26 protein-coding genes are annotated in these 20,403 nt (G+C 68.2%); 12 read left to right on the top strand and 14 right to left on the bottom strand.

What is annotated here, in order from left to right:
- Positions 1 to 121: 121 nt before the first annotated feature.
- Entirely contained in the window at positions 122 to 1,900 is a 1,779-nt protein-coding gene (locus ACFCV3_RS00005; RefSeq protein WP_376024577.1) for a glycerophosphodiester phosphodiesterase family protein, read from the top strand.
- 18 nt (positions 1,901 to 1,918) lie between these two features.
- On the opposite strand, the gene ACFCV3_RS00010 is transcribed toward ACFCV3_RS00005, so the two are convergent.
- Both ACFCV3_RS00010 and ACFCV3_RS00015 read right to left on the bottom strand, forming a co-directional pair.
- The gene (locus ACFCV3_RS00010) at positions 1,919 to 2,380 is read right to left on the bottom strand and encodes a hypothetical protein (protein WP_376024579.1); all 462 of its coding nucleotides are present in this window, start codon (positions 2,378 to 2,380) and stop codon (positions 1,919 to 1,921) included.
- A 108-nt stretch (positions 2,381 to 2,488) separates the two neighbouring features.
- The gene (locus ACFCV3_RS00015; RefSeq protein ID WP_376024581.1) at positions 2,489 to 3,544 is read right to left on the bottom strand and encodes a glutamate--cysteine ligase; all 1,056 of its coding nucleotides are present in this window, start codon (positions 3,542 to 3,544) and stop codon (positions 2,489 to 2,491) included.
- Between the two features lie 43 nt (positions 3,545 to 3,587).
- Here ACFCV3_RS00015 and ACFCV3_RS00020 point away from each other — a divergent pair, with 43 nt between their 5' ends.
- Positions 3,588 to 4,325 carry a HipA family kinase gene (locus tag ACFCV3_RS00020; RefSeq protein ID WP_376024583.1) on the top strand — a complete coding sequence of 246 codons (738 nt, stop codon included), beginning with the start codon at positions 3,588 to 3,590 and terminating at the stop codon, positions 4,323 to 4,325.
- The gene (locus tag ACFCV3_RS00025) at positions 4,322 to 4,705 is read left to right on the top strand and encodes a DUF3037 domain-containing protein (protein WP_376024584.1); all 384 of its coding nucleotides are present in this window, start codon (positions 4,322 to 4,324) and stop codon (positions 4,703 to 4,705) included. The genes ACFCV3_RS00020 and ACFCV3_RS00025 overlap by 4 nt, the downstream gene beginning before the upstream one ends.
- Here the strand turns inward: ACFCV3_RS00025 and pgm are convergent.
- The gene (pgm, locus tag ACFCV3_RS00030) at positions 4,702 to 6,324 is read right to left on the bottom strand and encodes a phosphoglucomutase (alpha-D-glucose-1,6-bisphosphate-dependent) (RefSeq protein ID WP_376024586.1); all 1,623 of its coding nucleotides are present in this window, start codon (positions 6,322 to 6,324) and stop codon (positions 4,702 to 4,704) included. The genes ACFCV3_RS00025 and pgm overlap by 4 nt on opposite strands.
- An 81-nt stretch (positions 6,325 to 6,405) precedes the next feature.
- Here pgm and ACFCV3_RS00035 point away from each other — a divergent pair, with 81 nt between their 5' ends.
- Positions 6,406 to 7,074 carry a maleylpyruvate isomerase N-terminal domain-containing protein gene (locus tag ACFCV3_RS00035; RefSeq protein ID WP_376024588.1) on the top strand — a complete coding sequence of 223 codons (669 nt, stop codon included), beginning with the start codon at positions 6,406 to 6,408 and terminating at the stop codon, positions 7,072 to 7,074.
- Here ACFCV3_RS00035 and ACFCV3_RS00040 read toward each other — a convergent pair.
- From ACFCV3_RS00040 to ACFCV3_RS00055, 4 genes are read right to left on the bottom strand one after another with little or no spacing between them, the layout of a single operon-like run.
- Positions 7,071 to 7,430, bottom strand: a complete 360-nt coding sequence (locus tag ACFCV3_RS00040; protein WP_376024590.1) for an MmcQ/YjbR family DNA-binding protein — start codon at positions 7,428 to 7,430, stop codon at positions 7,071 to 7,073. The genes ACFCV3_RS00035 and ACFCV3_RS00040 overlap by 4 nt on opposite strands.
- 4 nt (positions 7,431 to 7,434) lie before the next feature.
- Positions 7,435 to 8,091, bottom strand: coding sequence for a response regulator (locus ACFCV3_RS00045; protein ID WP_376024592.1), 657 nt, complete (start codon positions 8,089 to 8,091; stop codon positions 7,435 to 7,437).
- The gene (locus ACFCV3_RS00050) at positions 8,066 to 9,310 is read right to left on the bottom strand and encodes a sensor histidine kinase (RefSeq protein ID WP_376024593.1); all 1,245 of its coding nucleotides are present in this window, start codon (positions 9,308 to 9,310) and stop codon (positions 8,066 to 8,068) included. Before ACFCV3_RS00050 ends, ACFCV3_RS00045 begins: the two co-directional genes overlap by 26 nt.
- Before the next feature lie 14 nt (positions 9,311 to 9,324).
- Positions 9,325 to 9,876, bottom strand: coding sequence for a hypothetical protein (locus ACFCV3_RS00055; RefSeq protein WP_376024595.1), 552 nt, complete (start codon positions 9,874 to 9,876; stop codon positions 9,325 to 9,327).
- Positions 9,877 to 10,060: 184 nt separating this feature from the next.
- Between ACFCV3_RS00055 and ACFCV3_RS00060 the strand changes: the two genes are divergently transcribed.
- Entirely contained in the window at positions 10,061 to 10,615 is a 555-nt protein-coding gene (locus tag ACFCV3_RS00060; protein WP_376024597.1) for a hypothetical protein, read from the top strand.
- Positions 10,616 to 10,715: 100 nt separating this feature from the next.
- On the opposite strand, the gene ACFCV3_RS00065 is transcribed toward ACFCV3_RS00060, so the two are convergent.
- A complete protein-coding gene (locus tag ACFCV3_RS00065; protein WP_376024598.1) occupies positions 10,716 to 11,210 on the bottom strand; it encodes a hypothetical protein in 495 nt (164 codons plus the stop codon).
- A gap of 185 nt (positions 11,211 to 11,395) precedes the next feature.
- Between ACFCV3_RS00065 and ACFCV3_RS00070 the strand changes: the two genes are divergently transcribed.
- From ACFCV3_RS00070 to ACFCV3_RS00080, 3 genes are all read left to right on the top strand, one after another.
- A complete protein-coding gene (locus ACFCV3_RS00070; protein WP_376024600.1) occupies positions 11,396 to 11,788 on the top strand; it encodes an SRPBCC domain-containing protein in 393 nt (130 codons plus the stop codon).
- A gap of 86 nt (positions 11,789 to 11,874) precedes the next feature.
- The gene (locus tag ACFCV3_RS00075) at positions 11,875 to 12,363 is read left to right on the top strand and encodes an FBP domain-containing protein (protein ID WP_376024602.1); all 489 of its coding nucleotides are present in this window, start codon (positions 11,875 to 11,877) and stop codon (positions 12,361 to 12,363) included.
- Between the two features lie 24 nt (positions 12,364 to 12,387).
- Positions 12,388 to 12,633 (top strand): hypothetical protein, encoded by a 246-nt coding sequence (locus ACFCV3_RS00080; RefSeq protein WP_376024604.1) that lies wholly within the window; start codon positions 12,388 to 12,390, stop codon positions 12,631 to 12,633.
- 157 nt (positions 12,634 to 12,790) lie between these two features.
- Here the strand turns inward: ACFCV3_RS00080 and pyrE are convergent, their stop codons facing one another.
- The 3 genes from pyrE to ACFCV3_RS00095 are packed head-to-tail and all read right to left on the bottom strand — an operon-like array spanning position 12,791 to position 15,163.
- A complete protein-coding gene (gene pyrE, locus ACFCV3_RS00085) occupies positions 12,791 to 13,324 on the bottom strand; it encodes an orotate phosphoribosyltransferase (RefSeq protein ID WP_376024606.1) in 534 nt (177 codons plus the stop codon).
- Positions 13,325 to 13,333: 9 nt separating this feature from the next.
- Positions 13,334 to 14,569 carry an exonuclease domain-containing protein gene (locus tag ACFCV3_RS00090; RefSeq protein WP_376024608.1) on the bottom strand — a complete coding sequence of 412 codons (1,236 nt, stop codon included), beginning with the start codon at positions 14,567 to 14,569 and terminating at the stop codon, positions 13,334 to 13,336.
- 45 nt (positions 14,570 to 14,614) lie between these two features.
- Entirely contained in the window at positions 14,615 to 15,163 is a 549-nt protein-coding gene (locus tag ACFCV3_RS00095) for a hypothetical protein (RefSeq protein ID WP_376024610.1), read from the bottom strand.
- A 120-nt stretch (positions 15,164 to 15,283) separates the two neighbouring features.
- On the opposite strand from ACFCV3_RS00095, the gene ACFCV3_RS00100 reads away from it, so the two are divergent.
- On the top strand, positions 15,284 to 15,439 hold the full coding sequence (locus tag ACFCV3_RS00100; RefSeq protein ID WP_165952334.1) for a hypothetical protein: 156 nt from the start codon (positions 15,284 to 15,286) through the stop codon (positions 15,437 to 15,439).
- 147 nt (positions 15,440 to 15,586) lie between these two features.
- Here the strand turns inward: ACFCV3_RS00100 and ACFCV3_RS00105 are convergent, their stop codons facing one another.
- Positions 15,587 to 15,790, bottom strand: coding sequence for a hypothetical protein (locus ACFCV3_RS00105; protein ID WP_376024612.1), 204 nt, complete (start codon positions 15,788 to 15,790; stop codon positions 15,587 to 15,589).
- 61 nt (positions 15,791 to 15,851) lie between these two features.
- On the opposite strand from ACFCV3_RS00105, the gene ACFCV3_RS00110 reads away from it, so the two are divergent.
- On the top strand, positions 15,852 to 17,060 hold the full coding sequence (locus tag ACFCV3_RS00110) for a sensor histidine kinase (protein ID WP_376024614.1): 1,209 nt from the start codon (positions 15,852 to 15,854) through the stop codon (positions 17,058 to 17,060).
- Positions 17,057 to 17,695: a response regulator gene (locus ACFCV3_RS00115; protein ID WP_376024616.1), complete on the top strand. Its 639-nt coding sequence runs from the start codon at positions 17,057 to 17,059 to the stop codon at positions 17,693 to 17,695. The genes ACFCV3_RS00110 and ACFCV3_RS00115 overlap by 4 nt, the downstream gene beginning before the upstream one ends.
- On the opposite strand, the gene ACFCV3_RS00120 is transcribed toward ACFCV3_RS00115, so the two are convergent.
- Entirely contained in the window at positions 17,676 to 18,515 is an 840-nt protein-coding gene (locus tag ACFCV3_RS00120) for an isoprenyl transferase (protein WP_376024618.1), read from the bottom strand. The genes ACFCV3_RS00115 and ACFCV3_RS00120 overlap by 20 nt on opposite strands.
- A gap of 81 nt (positions 18,516 to 18,596) precedes the next feature.
- On the opposite strand from ACFCV3_RS00120, the gene ACFCV3_RS00125 reads away from it, so the two are divergent.
- Positions 18,597 to 19,154 (top strand): hypothetical protein, encoded by a 558-nt coding sequence (locus tag ACFCV3_RS00125; protein WP_376024620.1) that lies wholly within the window; start codon positions 18,597 to 18,599, stop codon positions 19,152 to 19,154.
- 52 nt (positions 19,155 to 19,206) lie between these two features.
- On the opposite strand, the gene ACFCV3_RS00130 is transcribed toward ACFCV3_RS00125, so the two are convergent.
- Entirely contained in the window at positions 19,207 to 20,382 is a 1,176-nt protein-coding gene (locus ACFCV3_RS00130) for a hypothetical protein (RefSeq protein WP_376024622.1), read from the bottom strand.
- Positions 20,383 to 20,403 lie beyond the last annotated feature (21 nt).

The following is a 20,403-nucleotide window of genomic DNA, read 5'->3' on the forward strand; positions in this document are numbered from 1 at the left end:
CGGTCCGGGAGATCACCTCGATTCCGTGAATGCTTGACGGTTACCTCCTGGCCTTTTGTCGGTTACCTTCCCCAGAGACTCTCGGGGCACCCGCCCACCATCCCCCGGAAGGAACCCCCTCATGTACCGCCTTCCCCGCGTGCTGCTGCCGCTTGCCCTGCTCGGCGGCCTGCTGCTGCCGGCCGCGCCGGCCGCGGCCCAGCGCGGCAACTTCGACATCCAGGGACATCGCGGCGGCCTCGGCCTGACCGTCGAGAGCACGATCGCGTCGTTCGCCCACGGTCTCGAGGTCGGCGTCAGCACCCTCGAGCTCGATGTCCAGATCACCCAGGACGGGCACGCCGTGATCACCCACGACCGCAAGGTCGGCGGGAACAAGTGCCGCGACACCGCGCCGTACACGCCGAACGACCCGGAGTACCCGTATGTCGGCAAGTACGTCAACACGCTCAGCCTGAACCAGGTCAAGCAGCTCGACTGCGGTTCGCTGACGCAGCCGGAACACCCGGCCCAGCAGCCCGACCCCGGCGCCCGGATGCCCGAGCTGCGCGAGGTCTTCGCCCTCGTGCACCGCTACCACGCCAACGACGTGAAGCTGAACATCGAGACCAAGGTCGAGGCTGGTGCGCCGACTGAGACCGCACCGCGCGAGCAGTTCGTCCAGGTCGTCGCGCAGGAGGTCCGCAAGGCGCGGATCGCCCGCCAGGTGACGATCCAGAGCTTCGACTGGGGCGCACTGATGCGGATGCGCCAGGTCGCGCCCGAGCTGCCGCTGGTCGCGCTGACGAACTACGACTTCCTGCAGACCGGCCAGCCGGGCAAGTCGCCGTGGCTGGGCGGGATCGACATCGACGACTTCGGTGGTGACCTGGTCAAGGCGACCAAGTCGTTCGGCGCGTCGGCGATCTCGCCGGTGCACGGATTCCCGCAGAACGGCAAGATCACCGATCCCAGCTACCGGCCGTACGTGACCGCGGACATGGTGAAGTCGGCACACCAGGCCGGGATGAAGGTGGTCCCGTGGACGATCGACGACCCGGCGACCATGCAGTCGCTGATCGACAAGGGCGTCGACGGGATCATCACGGACTACCCCGACCGCCTGCGTTCCGTCGTACGGGACAACGGCTTCCGGCTGCCGCGCACGTACGACGCACCTGCCGTCCGCGCGCTGCCGGCGGCGCATGCGCACAACGACTACGAGCACCGGCGCCCGTTGCAGGATGCGCTGGACCGTGGGTTCAACAGTGTCGAGGCGGATGTCTGGCTGGTCGACGGTGAGCTGCGGGTCGCCCATGACCTGGAGGACGCCAAGCCGGGTCGCACGCTGGAGAGCCTGTACCTGAAGCCGCTGGCCGATCGGGTTCGGGCGAACCACGGTCAGGTCTATCGCCACGGTCGCGACTTCCAGTTGCTGATCGACATCAAGAGCGACGGACCGTCGACGTACGCAGCCATTGACGCGGCACTGCGCAAGTACCGCGGGATCAGCACGATCTTCGCCAACGGCCGGGTCCTGAAGGGCGCGGTCACCTCGGTGATCAGTGGTAACCGTCCGCTCGACGTCCTGAAGGCGCAGAAGATCCGGTACGCCGGGTACGACGGCCGCCTGAGCGATCTCAGCTCGGGGATGCCGGCCTCACTGATGCCGTTGGTCAGCGACAACTGGACCAAGAACTTCACCTGGACCGGTGTCGGCCCGATGCCGGCCGCCGAGCGGGCCAAGCTGCGGGAGATCGTCCAGACCGCCCACCACGCCGGCTACCGCGTCCGGTTCTGGGCCACGCCGGACACCCGCGGCGCGGCCCGCGAAGCGCTCTGGGCCGAGCTGACCTCCGCCGGTGTCGACCACCTCAACACCGACGACCTGCACGGTCTGGAAGACTTCCTCCGCAACTGATACTCAGCGAGGCGCCGGTCAGCGGTAGTAGTCGTTTGCGCGGCCGGCGCCGGAGGCGCAGCGCAGGTTACCGTGGTCTTTGGTGTAGGTGCAGACCATCACGAAAACCCTGGGCATACCCTTGCTACGGCTGATCCTGAAGTCGCCGAAGTTGGTGCCGTTCGAGCCGCAGCCGTTGTCGTCTGCCTTCCAGGTCTTCCCCATGTCCCCGTAGCCCCCGTCGGGGTAGCGCCAGTAGACCTGGGCCCGGACCGGGTGGCCGTCTCCGGGGCAGACGTCGCGGACCGTGAAATTTTTGACGACGACGTCGGTCTTGCTGCGGAAGTCGAGGGTCGCGCTGACGTACCCGCCGCTACCGGAGTCACCCTTGTAGTAGACCCGGGCGGAGTCGAACCCGTCAGCGTGCGCCGGGATCGCCGTCAGCGAGCCGACCAGTACCGCAGCGAGTCCCACCGCGGCACCCATGATGCGTTTCTTCACCAAACCTCCAGAACCTCTGTCGCATTACTGTTGCTCGAGGCTATGGACAGTCCCTGTCGTGACGCTGCCCGTACCGCACCCGTACCGGGGGCCCTGGTCCTTGGGCCGCTAGCTTTCGACCTCGGTGAGGGCGACGACATCCCCGCCGCCGCGGAACATCTGCTGCTGGCGGATCGCGCCGTTCCCGTCGGTGAGAGCCCGCGCGATTCCTTCGGTGACCAGGTCTGCCTCGCCGAGCTCCTGGAGCGCCGGAGCGACGTACTGGGTCAGCTTTGTCAGGAGGTCCGCGACAGGTAGCAGCTCGCCCGTCATCACGTCGACAGCGGCATCGGTCAGGCCGTCACGGGCCGCCAGCCAATAGCCCGCGCGCAGGATCTCCGGCTGCACGGTCGGTCCGAGACCACCATCGTCGAGCGCCGTCATCACGAGCGCGCGGCACAGGGTTGCCAGCAGTACGGTCTCGTCGACGGTCAACGGGACGTCGCTCACCCGCAGCTCGATCGTGGGCAGATGAGACGACGGGCGGACGTCCCAATAGATCATCTGCTCGTCCATGGCCGTTCCGACCGCGACATGCATCGCGACGAGCGCCTCGTAGTGCTCGACGGACTCGAGGTACGGCGGCGGTCCGGCACTCGGCCAGCGCGACCACATCAGCCACCGCCAGCTGGCGAACCCGGTGTCCTGTCCGAGGTAGATCGGTGAGTTGGCCGTCAGTGCCAGCAGTGTGGGCAACCACGGCCGCAGGTGGTTGGACACCCGGACCGCCGCCTCCTTGTCCGGCACATCCACATGCACGTGGCACCCACAGATTCCCTGCTCCCGCGCGAGCAGACCGAACCTCTCGGCCAGCTCCCGGTACCGCGGCTTCTTCGTCACCAACTGGGCTGCCTTACCGGCCGGCGGTACGGCGATCGCGAGCAGCCGAGCACCCTCGCTGTGCGCAGCACCGGCGAGCTCTTTGCGCATGCTGGTCAGATGCCGGTGCAACTCGGCCGCCGAGTTGCACACCGGACTGTTGATTTCGACCTGAGCACGGGTGAGTTCGAGCGTGACGTCGAGGTCGGGCAGGTCGTCGACGACGGCCTGGCTGCGGGGCAACGGCTTGCCGGTGGCGGAGACCAGCAGAAGTTCTTCTTCGACGCCGATAGACGGATGCTTCACCCCTTGCAAGTACCCCCTGAAGAAACCGGTTAGGCTCGGCGCCGTGAGTCTGCCGATCGTCACTGCCACCCGGTACGTGCTGCCGTTGCGTGAGGGAGGGTCACTGCCCGGAGTTGTCGAAGGCAACGACCTGGGCACGTACGTGATCAAGTTCCACGGCGCCGGGCAAGGGCCGAAAGCGCTGGTCGCCGAGGTGGTGGTCGGTGAGCTGTTCCGCCGGCTCGGGCTGCGGGTGCCGGAGCTGAAGCTGATCCAGCTGGATCCGGCGATCGGCAAGTCGGAGCCGGACTTCGAGATCCAGGAGCTGCTGATCCGCAGCGCCGGGCTGAACCTGGCGGTCGACTTCCTGCCCGGCTCCTTCGGGTACGACGGCTCGGCCGGGAACCCCGGTGACGCGGCGATGGCCAAGATCCTCTGGCTGGACGCGTTCGTCGCGAACGTGGATCGCTCCTGGCGCAACACCAACCTGCTGGTCTGGCACAAGAACCTCTGGCTGATCGATCACGGTGCGGCGCTGTACTTCCACCATTCCTGGATGTCCGCGGAGAAGTTCGCCACCCTCCCGTACGACGCCGACGACCACGTGTTCTCGATCGCAGCACCCGGCGTACCGGCGGTGGCGGATGAGCTGGCCGCGGCGATCACGCCCGAGCTGCTCACCGAGGTCATCGGTCTGGTCCCGGACGAATGGCTCGGTGAAGGCGATCGCGAGCGCTATCTCGGTCACCTGCTCGCGCGGCTGGAACAGCGGTCCGCTTGGCAGCCAGGTGGTGCAGCATGAACGATCTGGTTCCGTTCGATTACGTGATTCTGCGCGCTGCGCCGCGTATCCATCGTGGCGAGTTCGTGAACGTCGGCGCGGTGCTCTACTGCCGCGCGCTCGACTTCCTCGGTGCAGCTTGGGACGTCGAGCCGACCCGGCTCCGCGCACTCGATCCGGCCGTCGACGTGGATGTGGTGTGCGCGTCGCTGGAGCACATCCGGTCGATCTGCGCCGGTGATCCGGCGGGCGGTCCCGCGGCGGCGACCCGGATCGGTGAACGGTTCCGCTGGCTCGCGGCACCGCGCAGTACCGTCGTACACCCGAGTCCGATCCACAGCGGGCTCACCAACGCGCCCGCCGCGGATCTGGACCGGTTGCTCGAAGCCTTCGTCCGTTAACCAAGCGCCTTCGACACGACGTCGCGGGCCTCGACGAAGACCTCTTCGAGGTGCTCGGCACCCTTGAAGGACTCGCCGTAGATCTTGTACAGGTCCTCGGTCCCGGACGGCCGCGCCGCGAACCACGCGGACTCGGTCGTCACCTTCAGCCCACCGATCGCGGCGCCGTTGCCCGGTGCGCTGGTCAGCCGGTCAACGATCGGCTCACCGGCCAGCTCGGTCGCGGTGACCGCATCGGCCGACAACCCCGACAACTGCGCCTTCTGATCGCGGGTCGCCGGAGCGTCCACTCGCGAGTACGCCGATGCTCCGAACCGCTCGACGAGTTTCGCGTGGGCCTGGGAAGGCGTTTCGCCGGTGACCGCGGTGATCTCACTGGCCAGCAGGGCGAGCAGGATCCCGTCCTTGTCCGTCGTCCACACCGTGCCGTCGAACCGCAGGAAGCTCGCGCCCGCCGACTCCTCACCACCGAAGCCGACCGACCCGTCGATCAGCCCCGGCACGAACCACTTGAAGCCGACCGGAACCTCCCACAGCCGCCGGCCGAGGTCGGCGACCACGCGGTCGATCAGCGACGACGACACCAGCGTCTTGCCGACGGCGACCTCCGGACCCCACTGCCGGTTCGCGAACAGGTACGAGATCGCCACCGCGAGATAGTGGTTCGGGTTCATCAGCCCGGCGTCCGGCGTGACGATACCGTGCCGGTCCGAGTCCGCGTCGTTCCCGGTGGCGACGTCGTACCGGTCCTTCTGAGCGACCAGGGACGCCATCGCGTACGGCGAGGAGCAGTCCATCCGGATCTTGCCGTCGTGGTCCAGCGTCATGAACGACCAGGCCGGATCGATCCGCGGGTTGACCACGGTCAGGTCCAGGCGGTGCCGCTCGCCGATCGCGGCCCAGTAGTCGACGCTCGCGCCGCCCAGCGGGTCGGCGCCGATCCGGACCCCCGCCTCGCGGATGGCATCGAGGTTGAGCACCGACGGCAGGTCGTCGACGTAGTGGCCGAGGAAGTCGTAGGAACCGGCGTGCTGCCGCGCCTGCCCGAACGGCTTGCGGCGGACCTCGCGGTTGCCGCCTGCGATCAGCTCGTTCGCCCGGTTGGCGATCCAGCCGGTCGCGTCGGAGTCGGCCGGGCCGCCGTGCGGTGGGTTGTACTTGATGCCGCCGTCGCGCGGCGGGTTGTGCGACGGCGTGATCACGATGCCGTCCGCGCCGGCGCCCTCCACGCGGTTGAGCCGCAGGATCGCATGCGAGACACCCGGCGTCGGCGTCAGCCGGTCATCGCTGTCGACGAGCGTCTGTACGTCGTTCCCCGCGAGCACCTCGAGGACCGTCCGCCAGGCCGGCTCGGACAGGCCGTGGCTGTCGCGACCGACCAGCAGCGGACCGTTGGTCCCCTCACCGGCCCGGTACTCACAGATCGCCTGGGTGATGGCCAGGATGTGCGCCTCGTTGAAGGCACCGTCCAAACTCGAGCCGCGATGGCCCGACGTACCGAAGACGACCTTCTGAGCGGGATTCTCGACGTCCGGCGTGATGCTGTCGTACGCCGTGAGCAGTGCGTCGACGTCGACGAGATCGCCGGGCTGGGCGGGCTGGCCTGCGCGTGGGTGCATGACCACATGCAAGCACAACATCTGCCTGGTGTGTGTCGATCTCGCCGCCGCTCATCCGTCAGTCGAAGAAAGGAGGTCATGATGGACCCGACAACCAGCATCACCTTGTACGCCGCGGCCCGCGAACGGATCAGCGCAGCGGTCCGCGATCTCGGCCCGGCCGACCTGCAGCGGATCGTGCCGGCCTGTCCGGACTGGACGGTACACAACCTCGTCTCGCACCTCGCCGGAGTGGCGGCCGACTTCGCCACCGGCAACCTGGACGGAGCGCCGGAACCGGAGTGGACGGCCGTCCAGGTGGACGCGCGGCGCGGCCGGCCGATCGACGCTGTGCTCGACGAGTGGGCCCTGGCCGGCCACGCTGTGGAGCAGGTCGTCACGGGCGGTACGACGTCGCATCCGCTGGTCTGCAACCCATGGGTCGATGCGGGCACCCACGAGGCGGACCTGCACGGCCTGCTCGGGATCGGCCGTCCACCGGCGGACCTCGCGCTGGCGACCGTCACGTGGGTCGAGAGCTACGACCCCGGTCCGCTGACCGTGATCACCCCCGACGGCACCTTCCACCTCGCGGGTGAAGCGCCCACCGCCGAGGTGCGGACGTCGACGTACGAGCTGTTCCGTGCCCTGTTCGGTCGCCGGAATGCGGCGCAGATTGCGGCATGGTCGTGGAGCACGCCCGAGCACGCGGCGGTCTGGAGCGTGGAGCTGCCACGACTCCCCCAGACCGCGCAGGCTTTGGCAGATTAATCCTGGTCCAGCTGAGCGATCAGCGTCTTCGGGGCGATCTGCCGGAAGGCGTTCTCGACGAGGTCGGCCAGGTGGTCCCAGTCAACGTCGTCGACGTCCAGGTAGACCCCGAGCCAGCCGCGATGCCCGACGTACGGCGGGCGGTAGAAGTGCTCGGGGTCGCCGGCGACCAGCGACTCCTGCACGCCCGGTGGCGCCGCGCACCACAGACCGACGCGGTCGTCGTGATGCTGATTGGCGAACATCACGAACACCTTCTTGTCCCGCACGAACCAGGTCGGTTCGCCGTGACTCAACCGCTCGGTCGTCTCCGGCATCGCCAGACACAGCGTTCTGAGTCGCTCGAGTACGTCCATGACCTCAGTGTCGCGGACCCGGGACCACAACGCCGGATTCATAGGCATAGACAACGGCCTGCGCACGGTCCCGCAGATCGAGCTTGGTCAGCATGCTGCTCACGTGCGACTTCACTGTCTGCTCGGCGAGAACCAGCTCGGCCGCGATCTGCCGGTTGGACAGTCCGCGCGCGACCAGCCGCAGTACGTCGGTCTCCCGCGGCGTGAGCTTGTCCGGAGCGGCCGTGGCGACGGGTTGGGCGCGCGTGAAGTCCTCGACCAGCCGACGCGTCACCGACGGCGCCAGCAAGGCATCACCGGCCGCGACGACCCGAACCGCACCGGCCAGCTCATCCGGCGTCGAGTGCTTCAGCAGGAACCCACTCGCGCCGGCCCGCAGCGCGGCGTACACGTAGTCGTCGAGGTCGAACGTGGTCAGCATGATGACGCGCGGCGCATCCGAAGCCGACAGGATCTCGCGGGCCGCGGCGAGTCCGTCCATGACGGGCATCCGCACGTCCATCAGGATCACGTCCGGGCGGAGTTCGGCGGCTGCTGTGATCGCCTGCGCGCCGTCGCCGGCCTGACCGACCACCTCGATATCGGGCTGCGCGTTCAGCAGGGCACCGAACCCGGCGCGCACCATCTCCTGGTCGTCAACGACCAGCACGCGAATCGTCACCAGCCACCTCCTCTCCGAGCGGAATCTCGACGTACACCAGATAACCGCCTTCAGGGGTCGGCCCGGTCATCACGATGCCGTCGACCATTTCCACTCGCTCCCGCATCCCCCTCAGCCCGTGCCCATCGCCCGCGACAGATGTCGGGTGCGCGCCTGCGCTGTTCAGCACCCGCACGTGCAGGCGGGTGGCGACCCGCCGTACCTCAACCTGTACGGCGGCCCGGGGCGCGTGGCGGACCGCATTGCTCAGCGCCTCTTGGACGACTCGGTAGACGGTGAGCTGGACCGCCGGGTCGATCCCCTCGAGTGGTTCGGTGGCGAGCTCGACCACTGCCCCGGCCTGGCGAGCGGTGCCGACCAGGTCGATCAGCTGGTCGAGACCGGGCTGCGGCTCGAGCTCTTGCTCATGGTGCTCGTCGGACCGGAGCAGCCGCAGTACCCGCCGCATCTCGGTCAACGACGCCCGAGCCGCCTCCCCGATCTCAGCGAACTCCTTCTGCACGTCCTCCGGTACGTCGGCCAGCCGGTGCGGCGCGCTGTCGGCCCGGACGACGACCACCGACAAGTGGTGCGCGACCACGTCGTGGAGCTCACGGGCGATCCGGGCCCGCTCCTGGAGACGGGTCCGCTCACCGCGTTCGGTCTCACTGATGATCTCCTGCTCGGCCAGCCGGAGCCTGGCCTCGGTGCGAGTCCTGAGCAGGTCGCCGACCACTGCACCGACTCCCGACACCACGGCCATCACGATTCCGGAGGCGAAGTTGGTGCTGGACACATCCCATGTCGGCACGTAGGCGACAGCGCTCAGCAGCTGGGCACCGAGCCACCAGCGGATGAGCTGGCCTCTCGTCAGACCTCGTGCGCCGGCGATCGCCAGAGTGGCTGCATACCCGAAGACGGCCGTGGCTGCCCACGGCCACGGTTCGCTCGAGCTGACGGCCTCCGCCAGTGCGGCCGTGACCGCCGTGGTCGTCAGCGCGATGGCCAGCCCCAGCCGGGGCCGAGACCAGGCCAGCGCCAGGCTGATCGCCCGGGCGAGACCAAGTACCAGCGCCAACGGCCCACCGGTCAAGGCGAAACCGAACGCCGAGGTGATCAACCCGTTGCCCAGGATGTAGTGCTGGTAGAGGTCGAGCGCCGAGAGCCAGAACAGGAGCACAACGCTCACGGGAGCTACCCAGCGCCACTTGCCCTGCGGCCAGGCTCCGACGGTCTGCATCACGATTGACTCTTTCACAGCTGCTGCACCCACGACCAGAAGAACAGCATGCCGCCGCCGCAGACCACGATGGTTGCCGGAAGCACCCATCTCGCGGTGCTGACGCCGTACACCTGGCGGATCAGTGCGGCCTGCAGGGCAGCGATCCCACGAAGGACGAACGGGATCAGCACGATGATCGGGATCGATACCGCCGCATGCACCGCCCACGCGCCTGCCCTGGTCGGGCCGCCCCAGGTGCCGGGGCCGTACGGGCCGGGTTCGACCAGGCCGTAGAACGGGCCGCGGATGACGGACATCAGGAGCAGGATCAGCAGGAACCAGCTCATCAGCCCCAGCACCGCGCTCGCGAGGCCCGCGCCGAACACGGCGACTCCGCTCGCCTTGTGCTCGGGGTGCACCTGCCGCCACCGGGCGGTCGCATCGTCGGGCCGGCCGATGATCGCGTCCGCCATCGCCTGGATACCGATCGGGACGAGCCGAACGCCGTACCAAAGCTGCCGGCCTACCGTGCCGGTGTGCCTCGGCAGTGGCCGGATCCGGGGCTTCGCGAGCGCTTGTGTCATGTCGTCGAGCCTAGAAATCTGCGGCTGCCGGCGCTTCCGGCCAGAGAACCAACTCGTAACCGGTACTCCGGTAGGGGGTGCTGTGACCCAGGTCACAGTGACCACGGTCCGTGCCATCGCGTTACACGGTCAGTGCCGAACGACGTTCTGCGTCGGCGGCGCGCGGCCAGAGTGGAGGTTCGGCATGCGCATTCGGAGTCTGGCAGTTTCCGCCGTACTAGTCCCGGTGATGGTTCTCGCCGGGTGCGGTAGCGAGGGGGCGTCGTCCGACGTCGCCGCCTCGTCCCCGGGCGCCCAGAAGGCGCCGAAACAAAGTCTCACCGAGCAGGTCAGCGGGCCGGCCAGCGGCTCGACCGACCCCGTCGTCAACGCGTACTACGACTACCGCGCCGCGCTCGACGAGATGATGCGCAGCGGCGGCGTCCAGACCGCACAACTCAAACCACTGATGACGACGAAGCTCTTCCAGTCGATCAGCGTCCAGGCGAAGTACTACCGGACCAAGAAGCTGCGCAACACCGGCGTCACCACAGTCGTCTGGGCCAAGCGCACCCTCGCCTCCAACGGCGTCATCGTGACCGCCTGCTACGACACGACCGCCGCCAGCACCGTGGACGCCTCCGGCCGCCAGGTCCTCCCGGCCGGCACGCCCACGCGCTGGCTCGACCAGATGCGGGTCCAGCAGCAGAACTCCCGCTGGATCGTCGACGGCGGCCGCACCGCCGCGACCTCCTGCTAGCGGATTTCAGACCTTCGGTTCGCCGCCATTCGGCACACCTCGCGTCCCGAAGCCAGCAGCGCGGAGACGCCCCTCTCCGCGCTGCTTCACTATCCTCCGACTATTGATGGCGGACCATTTGCCGGAGGAGGGCTTCGACGGCGCCGTACAGGTCGGCATCGTGCTCTGGCCCTGACCAGACGACGACACAGCCTTTGTCGCCGAGCATGTCCGCCACGAGTTCCCGGGCGGGAGTGGGATCGCCCTGGTTGAGGACGACGACCAGCCGCCGCCCGTCGCGCTGCAGGCGATCCAGCAGCGGCGGCAGCGTCGAGCCGCGGAACACCCCGGGATCGCTCTTCACCTTGGTCTCGACCATCACCCCGCGCCCGCGCACCACGAGCAGGAAGTCGGCGCGATCCCGGGTGAACTCGCGGTCGTGGTAGATCCGCGCCTTCGGCCAGAGCCGCTGCAGAGCGGTATCCACCTCCGCGTCGTACCGATCGGCCAGCCGGCTCACCTTCGAACTCGTCCCGCGCGGCCGGAAGCGCTCCGGCACCCGTCGCCGCACCCGGCCGCGACCGAACAGCCAGCGGGTGATTTTTGTGTCGATCATCGGCGGACCCCTCGACCTCGTCGGCACTCATCGTCAGTGTCCCCAGCCGCGCCGCGGGCCGAACCCGGCCACTCCGATCGTGACCGCACCGCCACACAACGGGGTCTAACCTTGGACTAGACCACCCACTCTGACAGCCTGTCGCGAAATCGATTGCCCGCCCCGCCAGTGAAAGGTCGTCCGGCTTGCCCACCTGGAAACTCCACTTCAAGTCCGGCCCGAGTGACGTCTACCGCGCCCTGAGTACGCCGGGCGGCCGCTCGCGGTACTGGGCCGACGCGCCCGAGTCGGACGGCACGATCAGCTTCAGCTTCCCCGACGGCAGTACGACGCAGGCCCGGATCGAGGAGGCGGTCCCGGACCGCCGCTACCGCTTCACCTGGTACGACGACCGCGTTCTCACGTTCATCCTCACCCCAGACGACGCCGGCGGGACCGACCTCACCGTCGTCGGCCAGGATGGTCCGCACCTCAGCGACGACGTCTCGATCCTGCTGCGGCTGAAGGCCTGGGTCGACTTCGGCGTCGACCTCCGCAACCACGACGGCACCCGCAGCACCGGCTATCTCGACAGTTGATGCCCTGGGCAACCATTTCGGTATTTCGGTTGCTATCGGCGGACCGGCCAGGTCTGATAGATGGCCGGACCGACGGAAGGACCGAGGTGGAACCGCTCAGCATCGACGAGATCAGAGGCTCGTTCGTCAATTCGACCAGGAGCCTGGTCAAGGCGATGACCCCGCCACCGGGATTCACCGAGCTGCCGTGGGAGTCACTCGACTTCCTCGGCTGGCGTGACCCGAAGGCCCCCAACCGCGGCTACCTCGTCGTACGGCGGGACGACGGCGTCACCGGGATCGCGCTCAACACCCAGGCGACCAGCAAACCGCGCCGCGGCACCGGTCTCTGCGACCTCTGCAACACCGCCCACCAGATCACCGACGTCGCCCTCTTCGCCGCCCGCCGCGCCGGCAAACCCGGTCGCGAGGGCAACACGGTCGGCACCTACATGTGCGCCGACCTGGCCTGCTCCCTCTACCTCCGCGGCCTGCGCGACCTCGACGTACCGCAAGGCGAGACCATCTCCCCCGAGCGCCGCATCGACCGGCTGGCCGGCCGCCTCGACACCTTCGTCACGCGAGTCCTCAGCTGACCGTCCGGGCACTACGCTGATCCCATGACGGAGTTCAGGATCACCCACGAGATTCACGAGGCCCACCCGGACATCCGCGAGCGTCTCACCGCCACCACGATCGAAGCGATCAACGAGTCCAGCGCCCGCTCCGCCGAGGACGCCTCCCGCGTCCTCCTGCACAAACTCGCCGAGATCGGCGTCCACATGAGCGAAGCCGCTTGCCTCGCCGCCGTGGAACGCATCCGCTCCGGCAAACAACTCCGCTTCGAAATAGAAGAAGCCGACTGAAACGACTGATTGGCCCCGCTGTCAGGTATGACCGGAGATCTCCGGCACCGCTGCCTGTCTCAAACCCTCTGAGCCGTCGCCCGCCCGCACCATCCCGCCCAGCCACAGCTCTCGAGGAGTGGTGCAGGGATGGGGAACGGAAGCGGTGGTGGCTTGCCTAGCCGGTGTGCTCGGTGGGAACGAGGTCGGCGGGGGTAAGCAGCGGGTGGAGGGTCAAGCCGGCTTCGGTCAAGGGTTCTGGCGTGGTGGGGTTGCGGTTGATGACGCAGACGGCGTGGGCGATGGTGGCGCCCGCCGCGCGGAGGTCCTGGGTGGACAGGACGATCTGGCCGCCGGTGGTGACCACGTCTTCCACGATCGTCACTCGTCGGCCCGAAACGTCGGCTCCTTCAGCCAGTCGGCGCGTCCCGTACTCCTTCGCGCGTTTCCGCACGAACGCACACGGCAGGCCGGTGTGCCGGCTGAGGGCGGTCACGACGGGGATGCCGCCCATCTCGAGGCCGGCCAGGACCTCGGTGTCGGCGGGGACCAGCGCGACCATCGCCGCCGCGATCTCGTCGAGCAGCACCGGGTCGGCCTCGAAGCGGTACTTGTCGAAGTACTCGCCCGTCACCTGTCCCGACCGCAGCAGGAACTCGCCGGTCAAATGCGCAGTCTGATAGATCCGTCGGCCCAGCTCAGCAGTCTCCACGTGCGCACCCTAACTCGCGTGCTGCTGTATCTCCTCCGGCGGTAGCAGTCGCCGGAACGCATCCACCGAGACGATCGGTACGCCGTACTCCCGGGCTGCTCGCGCCTTCACCGACAGGCTGTCCGGGTCGGCGGCGACCACGAACGTCGTGTCCGGCCGCACTGCCTCCTGCGGCGCGAACCCAGCTGCGACCGCGCGATCCCACCACACCTCGCGTGGCTCGATCATGTCGCCGGTGAAGACCAATGTGCTCCCCGGCGGAAACCCCTTCGCACCGGGCCGCGAGGGCACGACGTACCGCCCCGAGCTTGCGCGGAGCAACGCATCGTCGACGTCGGACTCGAGATACCCCAGCATCACCGCGACCTGGTCGAGATCGCTGCGCCGCTCCGGCGTGATCCCGCCTGCTGCCCACATCCCCTCGGCAAGCCCGGAAACGTAGTCACAGTGGAGATCCTGGACCTCCAGCCTCGTCAGCCCGAGCTCCGTCGCGACCTGCACCAGCTGATCGGCGTCGGTCGCGGTGATCTCCCGATTCGCCAGGATACCGTCGAGCAGCGCCAGGTAGGAGTCGGCCTGCGGCGGCTCCGGAACCCGTGGCAACTGGTCGACGAGACGGCTCATCCACCCGTGCCGGCCGCCGGCATGCACCGGCCGCACAGTCGGCGTGAACTCATGCTGCGGCAGCTCCGGCCAGCGCCAGCCGCGAATCTCTTCGTACGCCCACTGCCAGGGCGGTGGGGACGGAAACTCTTGCAGGTACTGGCCGAACAGCTCAGCCGTCGCCCGTGTATCGGCCAGCGCCGAGTGCCAGCCCTCGAGCGAGATCCCGGCCGCCGCGCAGCACGCACCGAGGGTCCGCTTCGCCCCCGGATACAGGTGCCCGGCGAGCGCCATCGTGCACATTGAGCGCTCGGTGAACAACGGCACCATGAACCCGAGCCGCGCGAACTCCGCCCGCAGGAATCCGAGATCGAACTCGACGTTGTGCCCGACCACCATCCGCCCGGCCAGCAGCTCCCCCAACCGCCGCGCCACGGCAACGAACTCCGGCGCGTCCAGCACGTCGGCGGTGAGAATCCCGTGGATGTGCTGGGGTCCCAGGTCGCGCTGCGGATTCAGCAGCGTGACCCACTCGTCCTCGACCTGTCCACGTGCGTCCAGCAGGACAACCGCAATCTCGATCACCCGGTGCCGATGGCTCGGCAACAGGCCGGTGGTCTCAGTGTCGATCACGGCATACATGGCGGGCCTCCTCGAGCTCGGTTCTCCCGACCCACAACAAGCGTGTCAGAGGCCACCGACAGTTTCCGCGGGGACGTCGACAGCGATCTCGGCACCGAGTTTCGCACCGTGCATCAGCGCGAGTTCGTCACCGCTCCAGAACCGGCCCGGGTCGTACCAGTTCGGCCGCTTCCCCGGCATCAGCAGGCCCATCTCCTCGTACGTGACCGCGACGACCTCCGCGCAGTACGCGAACTCCAGCTCGAGCTCGCGCCGGCCACGCTTCAGCGCCGGGATCCGCCCACGCACCCAGCGCGAAGCAAGCCGAGCCGTCGACGGGAACGGCGTACCGTCCAGGCGGGCGACAGTCCGCAGTACGGCGTCCTCCATGTCGCGCGTGACCGGGTGATCCAGCTGCCGCAACCAGCCGCGCTGACCGTACTTGCGCGCCCACACCGTGACCGAGTCGCGCAGGTCGTGCAGCTGCACACCGCGGTGATGCGTACCGGTCCACACGTCCGGCAGCGACTTCCCGAGCTCCGCATGCCACATCAGCGGTGGCAGATCGTCGATCACGATCGCCATCCCGACATGGTTGACAGGGCTGTTCGTCATCGTCTGGATCGCTCGATCGGCGGCACTCGCACCGCGGAACAGCCAAATGTCACCTGTTCGTGTCAGATCCGTAGCGTCATCCAGTGAAATCCGGCTTTCCACGTCGCTAGATTAGTCGCCATGAAGGTATGGAAGGTCGTAGGACTTGCGGGGCTCGTCGGCGTGGCCGCAACGGGCGTGGTGATCGCACGGGGCGAGCGGAAGCGTCGCGCCTACACGCCCGAAGAGGTGCGGGACCGCCTCAAGGAGCGCGTGAAGCACGCTGCGCACGCCTGATCCAGCAGCTCAGCACCCGGTACGACGATCGGCCGGGCGCGAGGACGCCGTAACTCGGTGGTACGGCGACACCCCTCCGCGCCCGGCCGAAGTCATGCCCAGATCCTACGCCGGGCCAGGGCTCACGGTCTCGATCAAGCGTTTCGGCTAAAGGTTGCGCAGGGCAACTTCTTCCAGCCGGCCGGCCGTGATGGTGGCCGTCTGGAACGTGCAGTACGGCTGCCGGCGCCGATCCGTCGGCGATCCCGGATTCAGCAGGCGCATTCCACGCTCGGTCGTGGTGTCCCACGGGATGTGGCTGTGCCCGACCGGGGCGATCGTGCTCAGCATCTGGCTGGTCGTGGGGCTCATCGTCGCTCAGCGGGTATTCCGCTGGACCCGCCGGGACGCCGGTTGATGGAGGATGGTCCCTATGGAGGCGACCACGACGCGGGCGGACCAGGTGCTGGGTGCCCGCACCCTGCTCGGCTGGAACCTGGTCTTCTGGGTCCTGCTCGCGATGACCCTGGCCGTCTCGGTCACCTCGGGGATTACCACCTCCCACCGGTGGATCGTCGCCGGCGCGATTGTGCTGCTGGGGACGGCGTACCAGTTCATCGGGCGGCCGGCCATCGAGTCGCGGCAGTTCGTGCCGTCGTGCGTGTACCGGGTCGTGCTGATCGGGTGCCTGATGGTGATGGTCGGACTGAGCCCGACCTCGGTGTTCATGATGTTCATCGCCTCGGCCCAGGTCTGGCTGCTGTCGGAAACCCTGCGGGACGGGATCGGGTTCAGCGTGGCGCTCGTGGCCGGGTGCGGGACCGCACAGCTGTGGAGTGCCGGCTGGGGCTGGGACGCCTTCTGGCAGATCCTTCCGTGGATGCTGGTGAGCCTGGTCGTCAGCCTGTTGTTCGGGATCTGGATCGAACGAGTCATCACCGAGAGCCAGCAACGCGCCGTACTGATCGAGGAGCTACGCGCGACCCGTGGCGAGCTCGCCGAGGCGCACCACAGCGCCGGTGTGATGGCTGAGCGGGAGCGGATGGCGCGCGAGATCCACGACACGCTCGCACAGGGGATGACGAGCATCGTGATGCTGTCGCAGACCGGTGCGGCCGAGCTGGCCCGTGGTGGTGACGGTGTCGCCGCTCGGTTGGCGCAGATCGAAGCGACGGCCCGCGAGAACCTGGCCGAGGCACGTGCGTTGGTTGCCGCGTTCACGCCGATCCAGTTGTCAGAGGCAACCTTGACCGAGGTACTGCGGCGGCAGGGCGAGCGCTTTGCGGCCGAAACCGGCGTGGATGTCCAGGTGCTGCTGGACCTCGACGAGTCCGAGGTCGTCGCGCTTCCCCAGTCCCAGCAGGTCGTTCTGCTGCGGGTGGCGCAGGAGGCGCTGGCCAATATCCGCAAACACGCTCGGGCGACGTCGGTGCTGATCACGCTCGGACTGTCCGCGGGGCGCGTCTGCATCGAGATCCGCGACGACGGGTCCGGGTTCTCGGTGGCTGAGCCGTCGACAGGGTTCGGGCTGGCCGCGATGCGCGGGCGCGTCGAGGAGTCCGGCGGTACGGTCCAGGTCGAGAGTTCGCCAGGCCACGGCACTACAGTTCAGGTCCTCATCCCAGTTCAGGAGAGCGCGTGATTCGCGTACTGGTCGTCGACGACCACCCCGTGGTGCGATCCGGACTGATCGGCATGCTCTCCGTGACCGACGACATCACCGTGGTCGGCGAGGCCGGTGACGGGTCCGAGGCATTGGCCCTCGTCGAGTCGACCCGGCCGGACGTCGTACTGATGGATCTGCGGATGCCGCGCACGGACGGGGTGACGGCGACCGGCGCGATCGCGTCCGGGTACCCCGAGACCAAGGTGCTGGTGCTGACGACGTACGACACGGACACCGACATCCTGCACGCAGTCGAGGCGGGGGCGACCGGGTATCTGCTCAAGGACACCCCGCATGCCGAGCTCCTGGATGGCATCCGCGCTGCGGCCCGCGGCGAGACCGTCCTGGCTCCGCCTGTTGCCGCTCGGCTGATGTCGCGACTACGGACGCCATCCGCCGCGGCTCAACCGTCACCTCGCGAACTGCAGGTGCTCGCAGCCGTCGCCCGCGGCCTCAGCAACGCCGAGATCGGCCGCGAGCTCTACATCGGCGAGGCCACCGTGAAGACCCACCTGCAACGCCTCTTCACCAAACTCGACGTCGACGACCGCACCCGCGCCGTCACGGTCGCCATCGAGCTCGGGCTGCTGCCTAACCCTCGATCTGGGTGACTTCGTTCGGTACGGCGCCCCCGTACCGGCGGTCACGCTGCGCGTACATCTCGATCGCGCGCCAGAGGTCCCGCCGGTCGAAGTCCGGCCACAACACGTTCAGGAACGCCATCTCGGCGTACGCGAGTTGCCATACCAGGAAGTTCGACGTCCGCTGCTCCCCCGAGGACCGGACGAGCAGATCCACCGGCGGCACCTCCGGGTGATACAGGTGCCGCGCGATCGTCTTCTCGGTGATCCGGTCCGGACTGAGCTTGCCCGCGGCAACCTCGCGGGCGATCGACTTCATCGCATCCGCGATCTCCGCCTGACCACCGTAGTTCACGCAGAACTGCAGCGTGATCGTGTCGTTGTCCTTCGTCCGCTCCTGCGCGTACTCCAGCTCGTCGATCACGCTCTTCCACAACCGCGGCCGGCGCCCCGACCACACCACCCGCACCCCCATCGCGTCCAGCTCGTCCCGCCGCCGATGGATCACATCCCGGTTGAACCCCATCAGGAACCGGACCTCTTCCGGCGACCGCGCCCAGTTCTCCGTCGAGAACGCGTACGCCGAGATGTACTTCACCCCGATCTCGATCCCGCCCTTGATGACGTCCAGCAGACTCGCCTCGCCCGCCTTGTGCCCCTCGGTCCGCGGCAGCCCTCGCTGCTTGGCCCACCGCCCGTTCCCGTCCATCACGATCGCCACATGCTCCGGCACCAGCTCCCTCGGCAGCTCCGGCGGCAGCGCCCCGCTCGGATGCGGCTCCGGCGCCACAACCACCTTCTCCCCCACGCGCTCCGACCCACGACCCCGGCGACGACCCAATGGCGACATACTCAAATCCTCTCCTATCCCCGCCCCACCACCGCACTCCCCTACTCTCACAGCGGCCCATCCCCGAACCCCGGAGCCTCCATGCCCTCCCGGCGCCTACTCCCCGTCACCCTCCTGGCCCTCGCCCTGACCGCCTGCACCTCCACGCCCGCACCCCAACCACCGCCGTCCCCCACAGGCCGCACCCCGGAAGAACAGACCGCGATCTCGGCGGCCACCACGCAGTACAAGAAGTCCCGCGCCGCCTACGCCGCCGCCTTGCAGCACCCCGCCACCGCAACCCGGCCCGCTCTCGAAGCCGCCGGCATGTCCGGGGTCTGGCTCGACAACGCCGTCGATCACGCCGAGTACTACCGCACCCACAAGATCTACCGCACCGGCGCCGCCACCATCCTGTCCACCGAACCCATCTGGATCAGCCTCACCGACCCCATCCCCGTAGTAGTCCTCAAAACCTGCCTCGACCACTCCACCGTCACCGAACACGATCCGGCCAAGAAGACACCACCCACCCCCACCACCGAACGCGACCTCGTCGACGCCCGCCTCATCCACCTCCCAACCGGCTGGTCCCTAACCTACGAATCCCGAAACCCCGACACCGCCCAATCCCGCACCCCCGGCCACCCCATCTGCTAGGGCTGGGTTGGGTGGATCGTCCAGGCGGAACGTAAACGTGCACGGCGGCGTGTCATTCTCGGGGGCGGGCGTGCCGCCTTCGGATGAGCAGTAGCCCGGCTACCAGGAGGGCTGGTAGCCAGCAGAGCAGGAGCCAGGGCAGGCGCCACCACCAGGTGAGCGAGTCGGCCGCGGGCGTGGTTTGGCCGTTCGTCGGTACGGCGGTTGCGGACCAGGCGACGAAGGCGTCTCCGACGGGGAGTATGCCGAAGGCGTAGCGCTTCGTGGTCAGGCCGGTCAGCGGGGCTCCGAGGACATCGCCGACTCGCAGGAGGGCGTCTCCGAGCGGGTCGTCCTGGATCCGGGCCGCTCCAGCGGTCACGACGGTGGCGGACAGACTGACGCCGAGCACCAACGGCCCCGAGTCGACGTCGCCCGAACCGCTCAGCCCCTTCGGATACTCGCGGACGCCGGGTCCGTAGGTGGTCACGAACTTGTCCCGGAACAGCTGGTACTGCGAACGGGCGAACTCGCGGTCGATCTCCGGCAGGAATCGCTGGATGATGCTCAGCGACGTTGCCCGCGCACCCGTTGGTCCTGGTTCGGCCTGATGTGGCATCAGGCCGGTGGCAGGGTCCAGGCGTTGTTGCACCAGCTCGAGCCAGCGGCCGCGCGTCTGGGTGAAGCGTGGCGTCGTGATGCGATCGTGCAGTGCCAAGGAAGCGATCGCCACTGTTGAGTCGACCGGCCAGGCCTGACCCCGATAGGCCATCAGGTAGGGAGAGGCCGCTGCGTCGAAGGCCTTGGCGATCTCCGTCGAAGCCTGGGTGTATTCGTTGAGCGCACTGTCGTCGAGGGTGGCGATGGCGCCGCGCAGCCAGTTCGTCCAGCCGGCATGGAAGATCCCGTACGGCGGATCGAGGCGCTGCTCGAAGGGCGCCGTACCGTCGGTGGACTGCAGCCGGTCAAGTGACCAGCGGGCCTCCCGGACAGCCTCGGCTTCGTATTCCGGGTCGGATGTTGCCACCTGCACCCAAGTGAGTCCGTACAGCACATTCAGGAAGAAGTAACCCTCGGGGAACAACGTCTGCGACTCATGGTCGGCACCGTCGTCGATCGCCGCCCGCAAGAAGTGGAGTTGCTTGACCGCTCCGCCGACCGGATCCGGCCGCGGTCCAGCCAGCCGCCAGGTCCCGGTCAGGCCGGCCAGAACAGTCACGACGATCAGTCCCCAGCGCAGTGCTTTCACGGCGTGAGTCTGCCACCGCAA

Source organism: Kribbella sp. NPDC056345 (assembly GCF_042262745.1).
Classification (GTDB): Bacteria; Actinomycetota; Actinomycetes; order Propionibacteriales; family Kribbellaceae; genus Kribbella.

What these genes read in the sequence shown, in the direction of transcription:
- ACFCV3_RS00005 (WP_376024577.1), top strand. Translation starts at nt 122, where the DNA reads ATGTACCGCCTTCCCCGCGTGCTGCTGCCGCTTGCCCTGCTCGGCGGC.
- ACFCV3_RS00025 (WP_376024584.1), top strand. Translation starts at nt 4,322, where the DNA reads ATGAACGATCTGGTTCCGTTCGATTACGTGATTCTGCGCGCTGCGCCG.
- pgm (WP_376024586.1), bottom strand. Translation starts at nt 6,324, where the DNA reads ATGCACCCACGCGCAGGCCAGCCCGCCCAGCCCGGCGATCTCGTCGAC.
- ACFCV3_RS00035 (WP_376024588.1), top strand. Translation starts at nt 6,406, where the DNA reads ATGGACCCGACAACCAGCATCACCTTGTACGCCGCGGCCCGCGAACGG.
- ACFCV3_RS00040 (WP_376024590.1), bottom strand. Translation starts at nt 7,430, where the DNA reads ATGGACGTACTCGAGCGACTCAGAACGCTGTGTCTGGCGATGCCGGAG.
- ACFCV3_RS00050 (WP_376024593.1), bottom strand. Translation starts at nt 9,310, where the DNA reads ATGCAGACCGTCGGAGCCTGGCCGCAGGGCAAGTGGCGCTGGGTAGCT.
- ACFCV3_RS00055 (WP_376024595.1), bottom strand. Translation starts at nt 9,876, where the DNA reads ATGACACAAGCGCTCGCGAAGCCCCGGATCCGGCCACTGCCGAGGCAC.
- ACFCV3_RS00060 (WP_376024597.1), top strand. Translation starts at nt 10,061, where the DNA reads ATGCGCATTCGGAGTCTGGCAGTTTCCGCCGTACTAGTCCCGGTGATG.
- ACFCV3_RS00065 (WP_376024598.1), bottom strand. Translation starts at nt 11,210, where the DNA reads ATGATCGACACAAAAATCACCCGCTGGCTGTTCGGTCGCGGCCGGGTG.
- ACFCV3_RS00080 (WP_376024604.1), top strand. Translation starts at nt 12,388, where the DNA reads ATGACGGAGTTCAGGATCACCCACGAGATTCACGAGGCCCACCCGGAC.
- ACFCV3_RS00090 (WP_376024608.1), bottom strand. Translation starts at nt 14,569, where the DNA reads ATGTATGCCGTGATCGACACTGAGACCACCGGCCTGTTGCCGAGCCAT.
- ACFCV3_RS00095 (WP_376024610.1), bottom strand. Translation starts at nt 15,163, where the DNA reads ATGACGAACAGCCCTGTCAACCATGTCGGGATGGCGATCGTGATCGAC.
- ACFCV3_RS00100 (WP_165952334.1), top strand. Translation starts at nt 15,284, where the DNA reads ATGAAGGTATGGAAGGTCGTAGGACTTGCGGGGCTCGTCGGCGTGGCC.
- ACFCV3_RS00105 (WP_376024612.1), bottom strand. Translation starts at nt 15,790, where the DNA reads ATGAGCCCCACGACCAGCCAGATGCTGAGCACGATCGCCCCGGTCGGG.
- ACFCV3_RS00110 (WP_376024614.1), top strand. Translation starts at nt 15,852, where the DNA reads ATGGAGGCGACCACGACGCGGGCGGACCAGGTGCTGGGTGCCCGCACC.
- ACFCV3_RS00120 (WP_376024618.1), bottom strand. Translation starts at nt 18,515, where the DNA reads ATGTCGCCATTGGGTCGTCGCCGGGGTCGTGGGTCGGAGCGCGTGGGG.
- ACFCV3_RS00125 (WP_376024620.1), top strand. Translation starts at nt 18,597, where the DNA reads ATGCCCTCCCGGCGCCTACTCCCCGTCACCCTCCTGGCCCTCGCCCTG.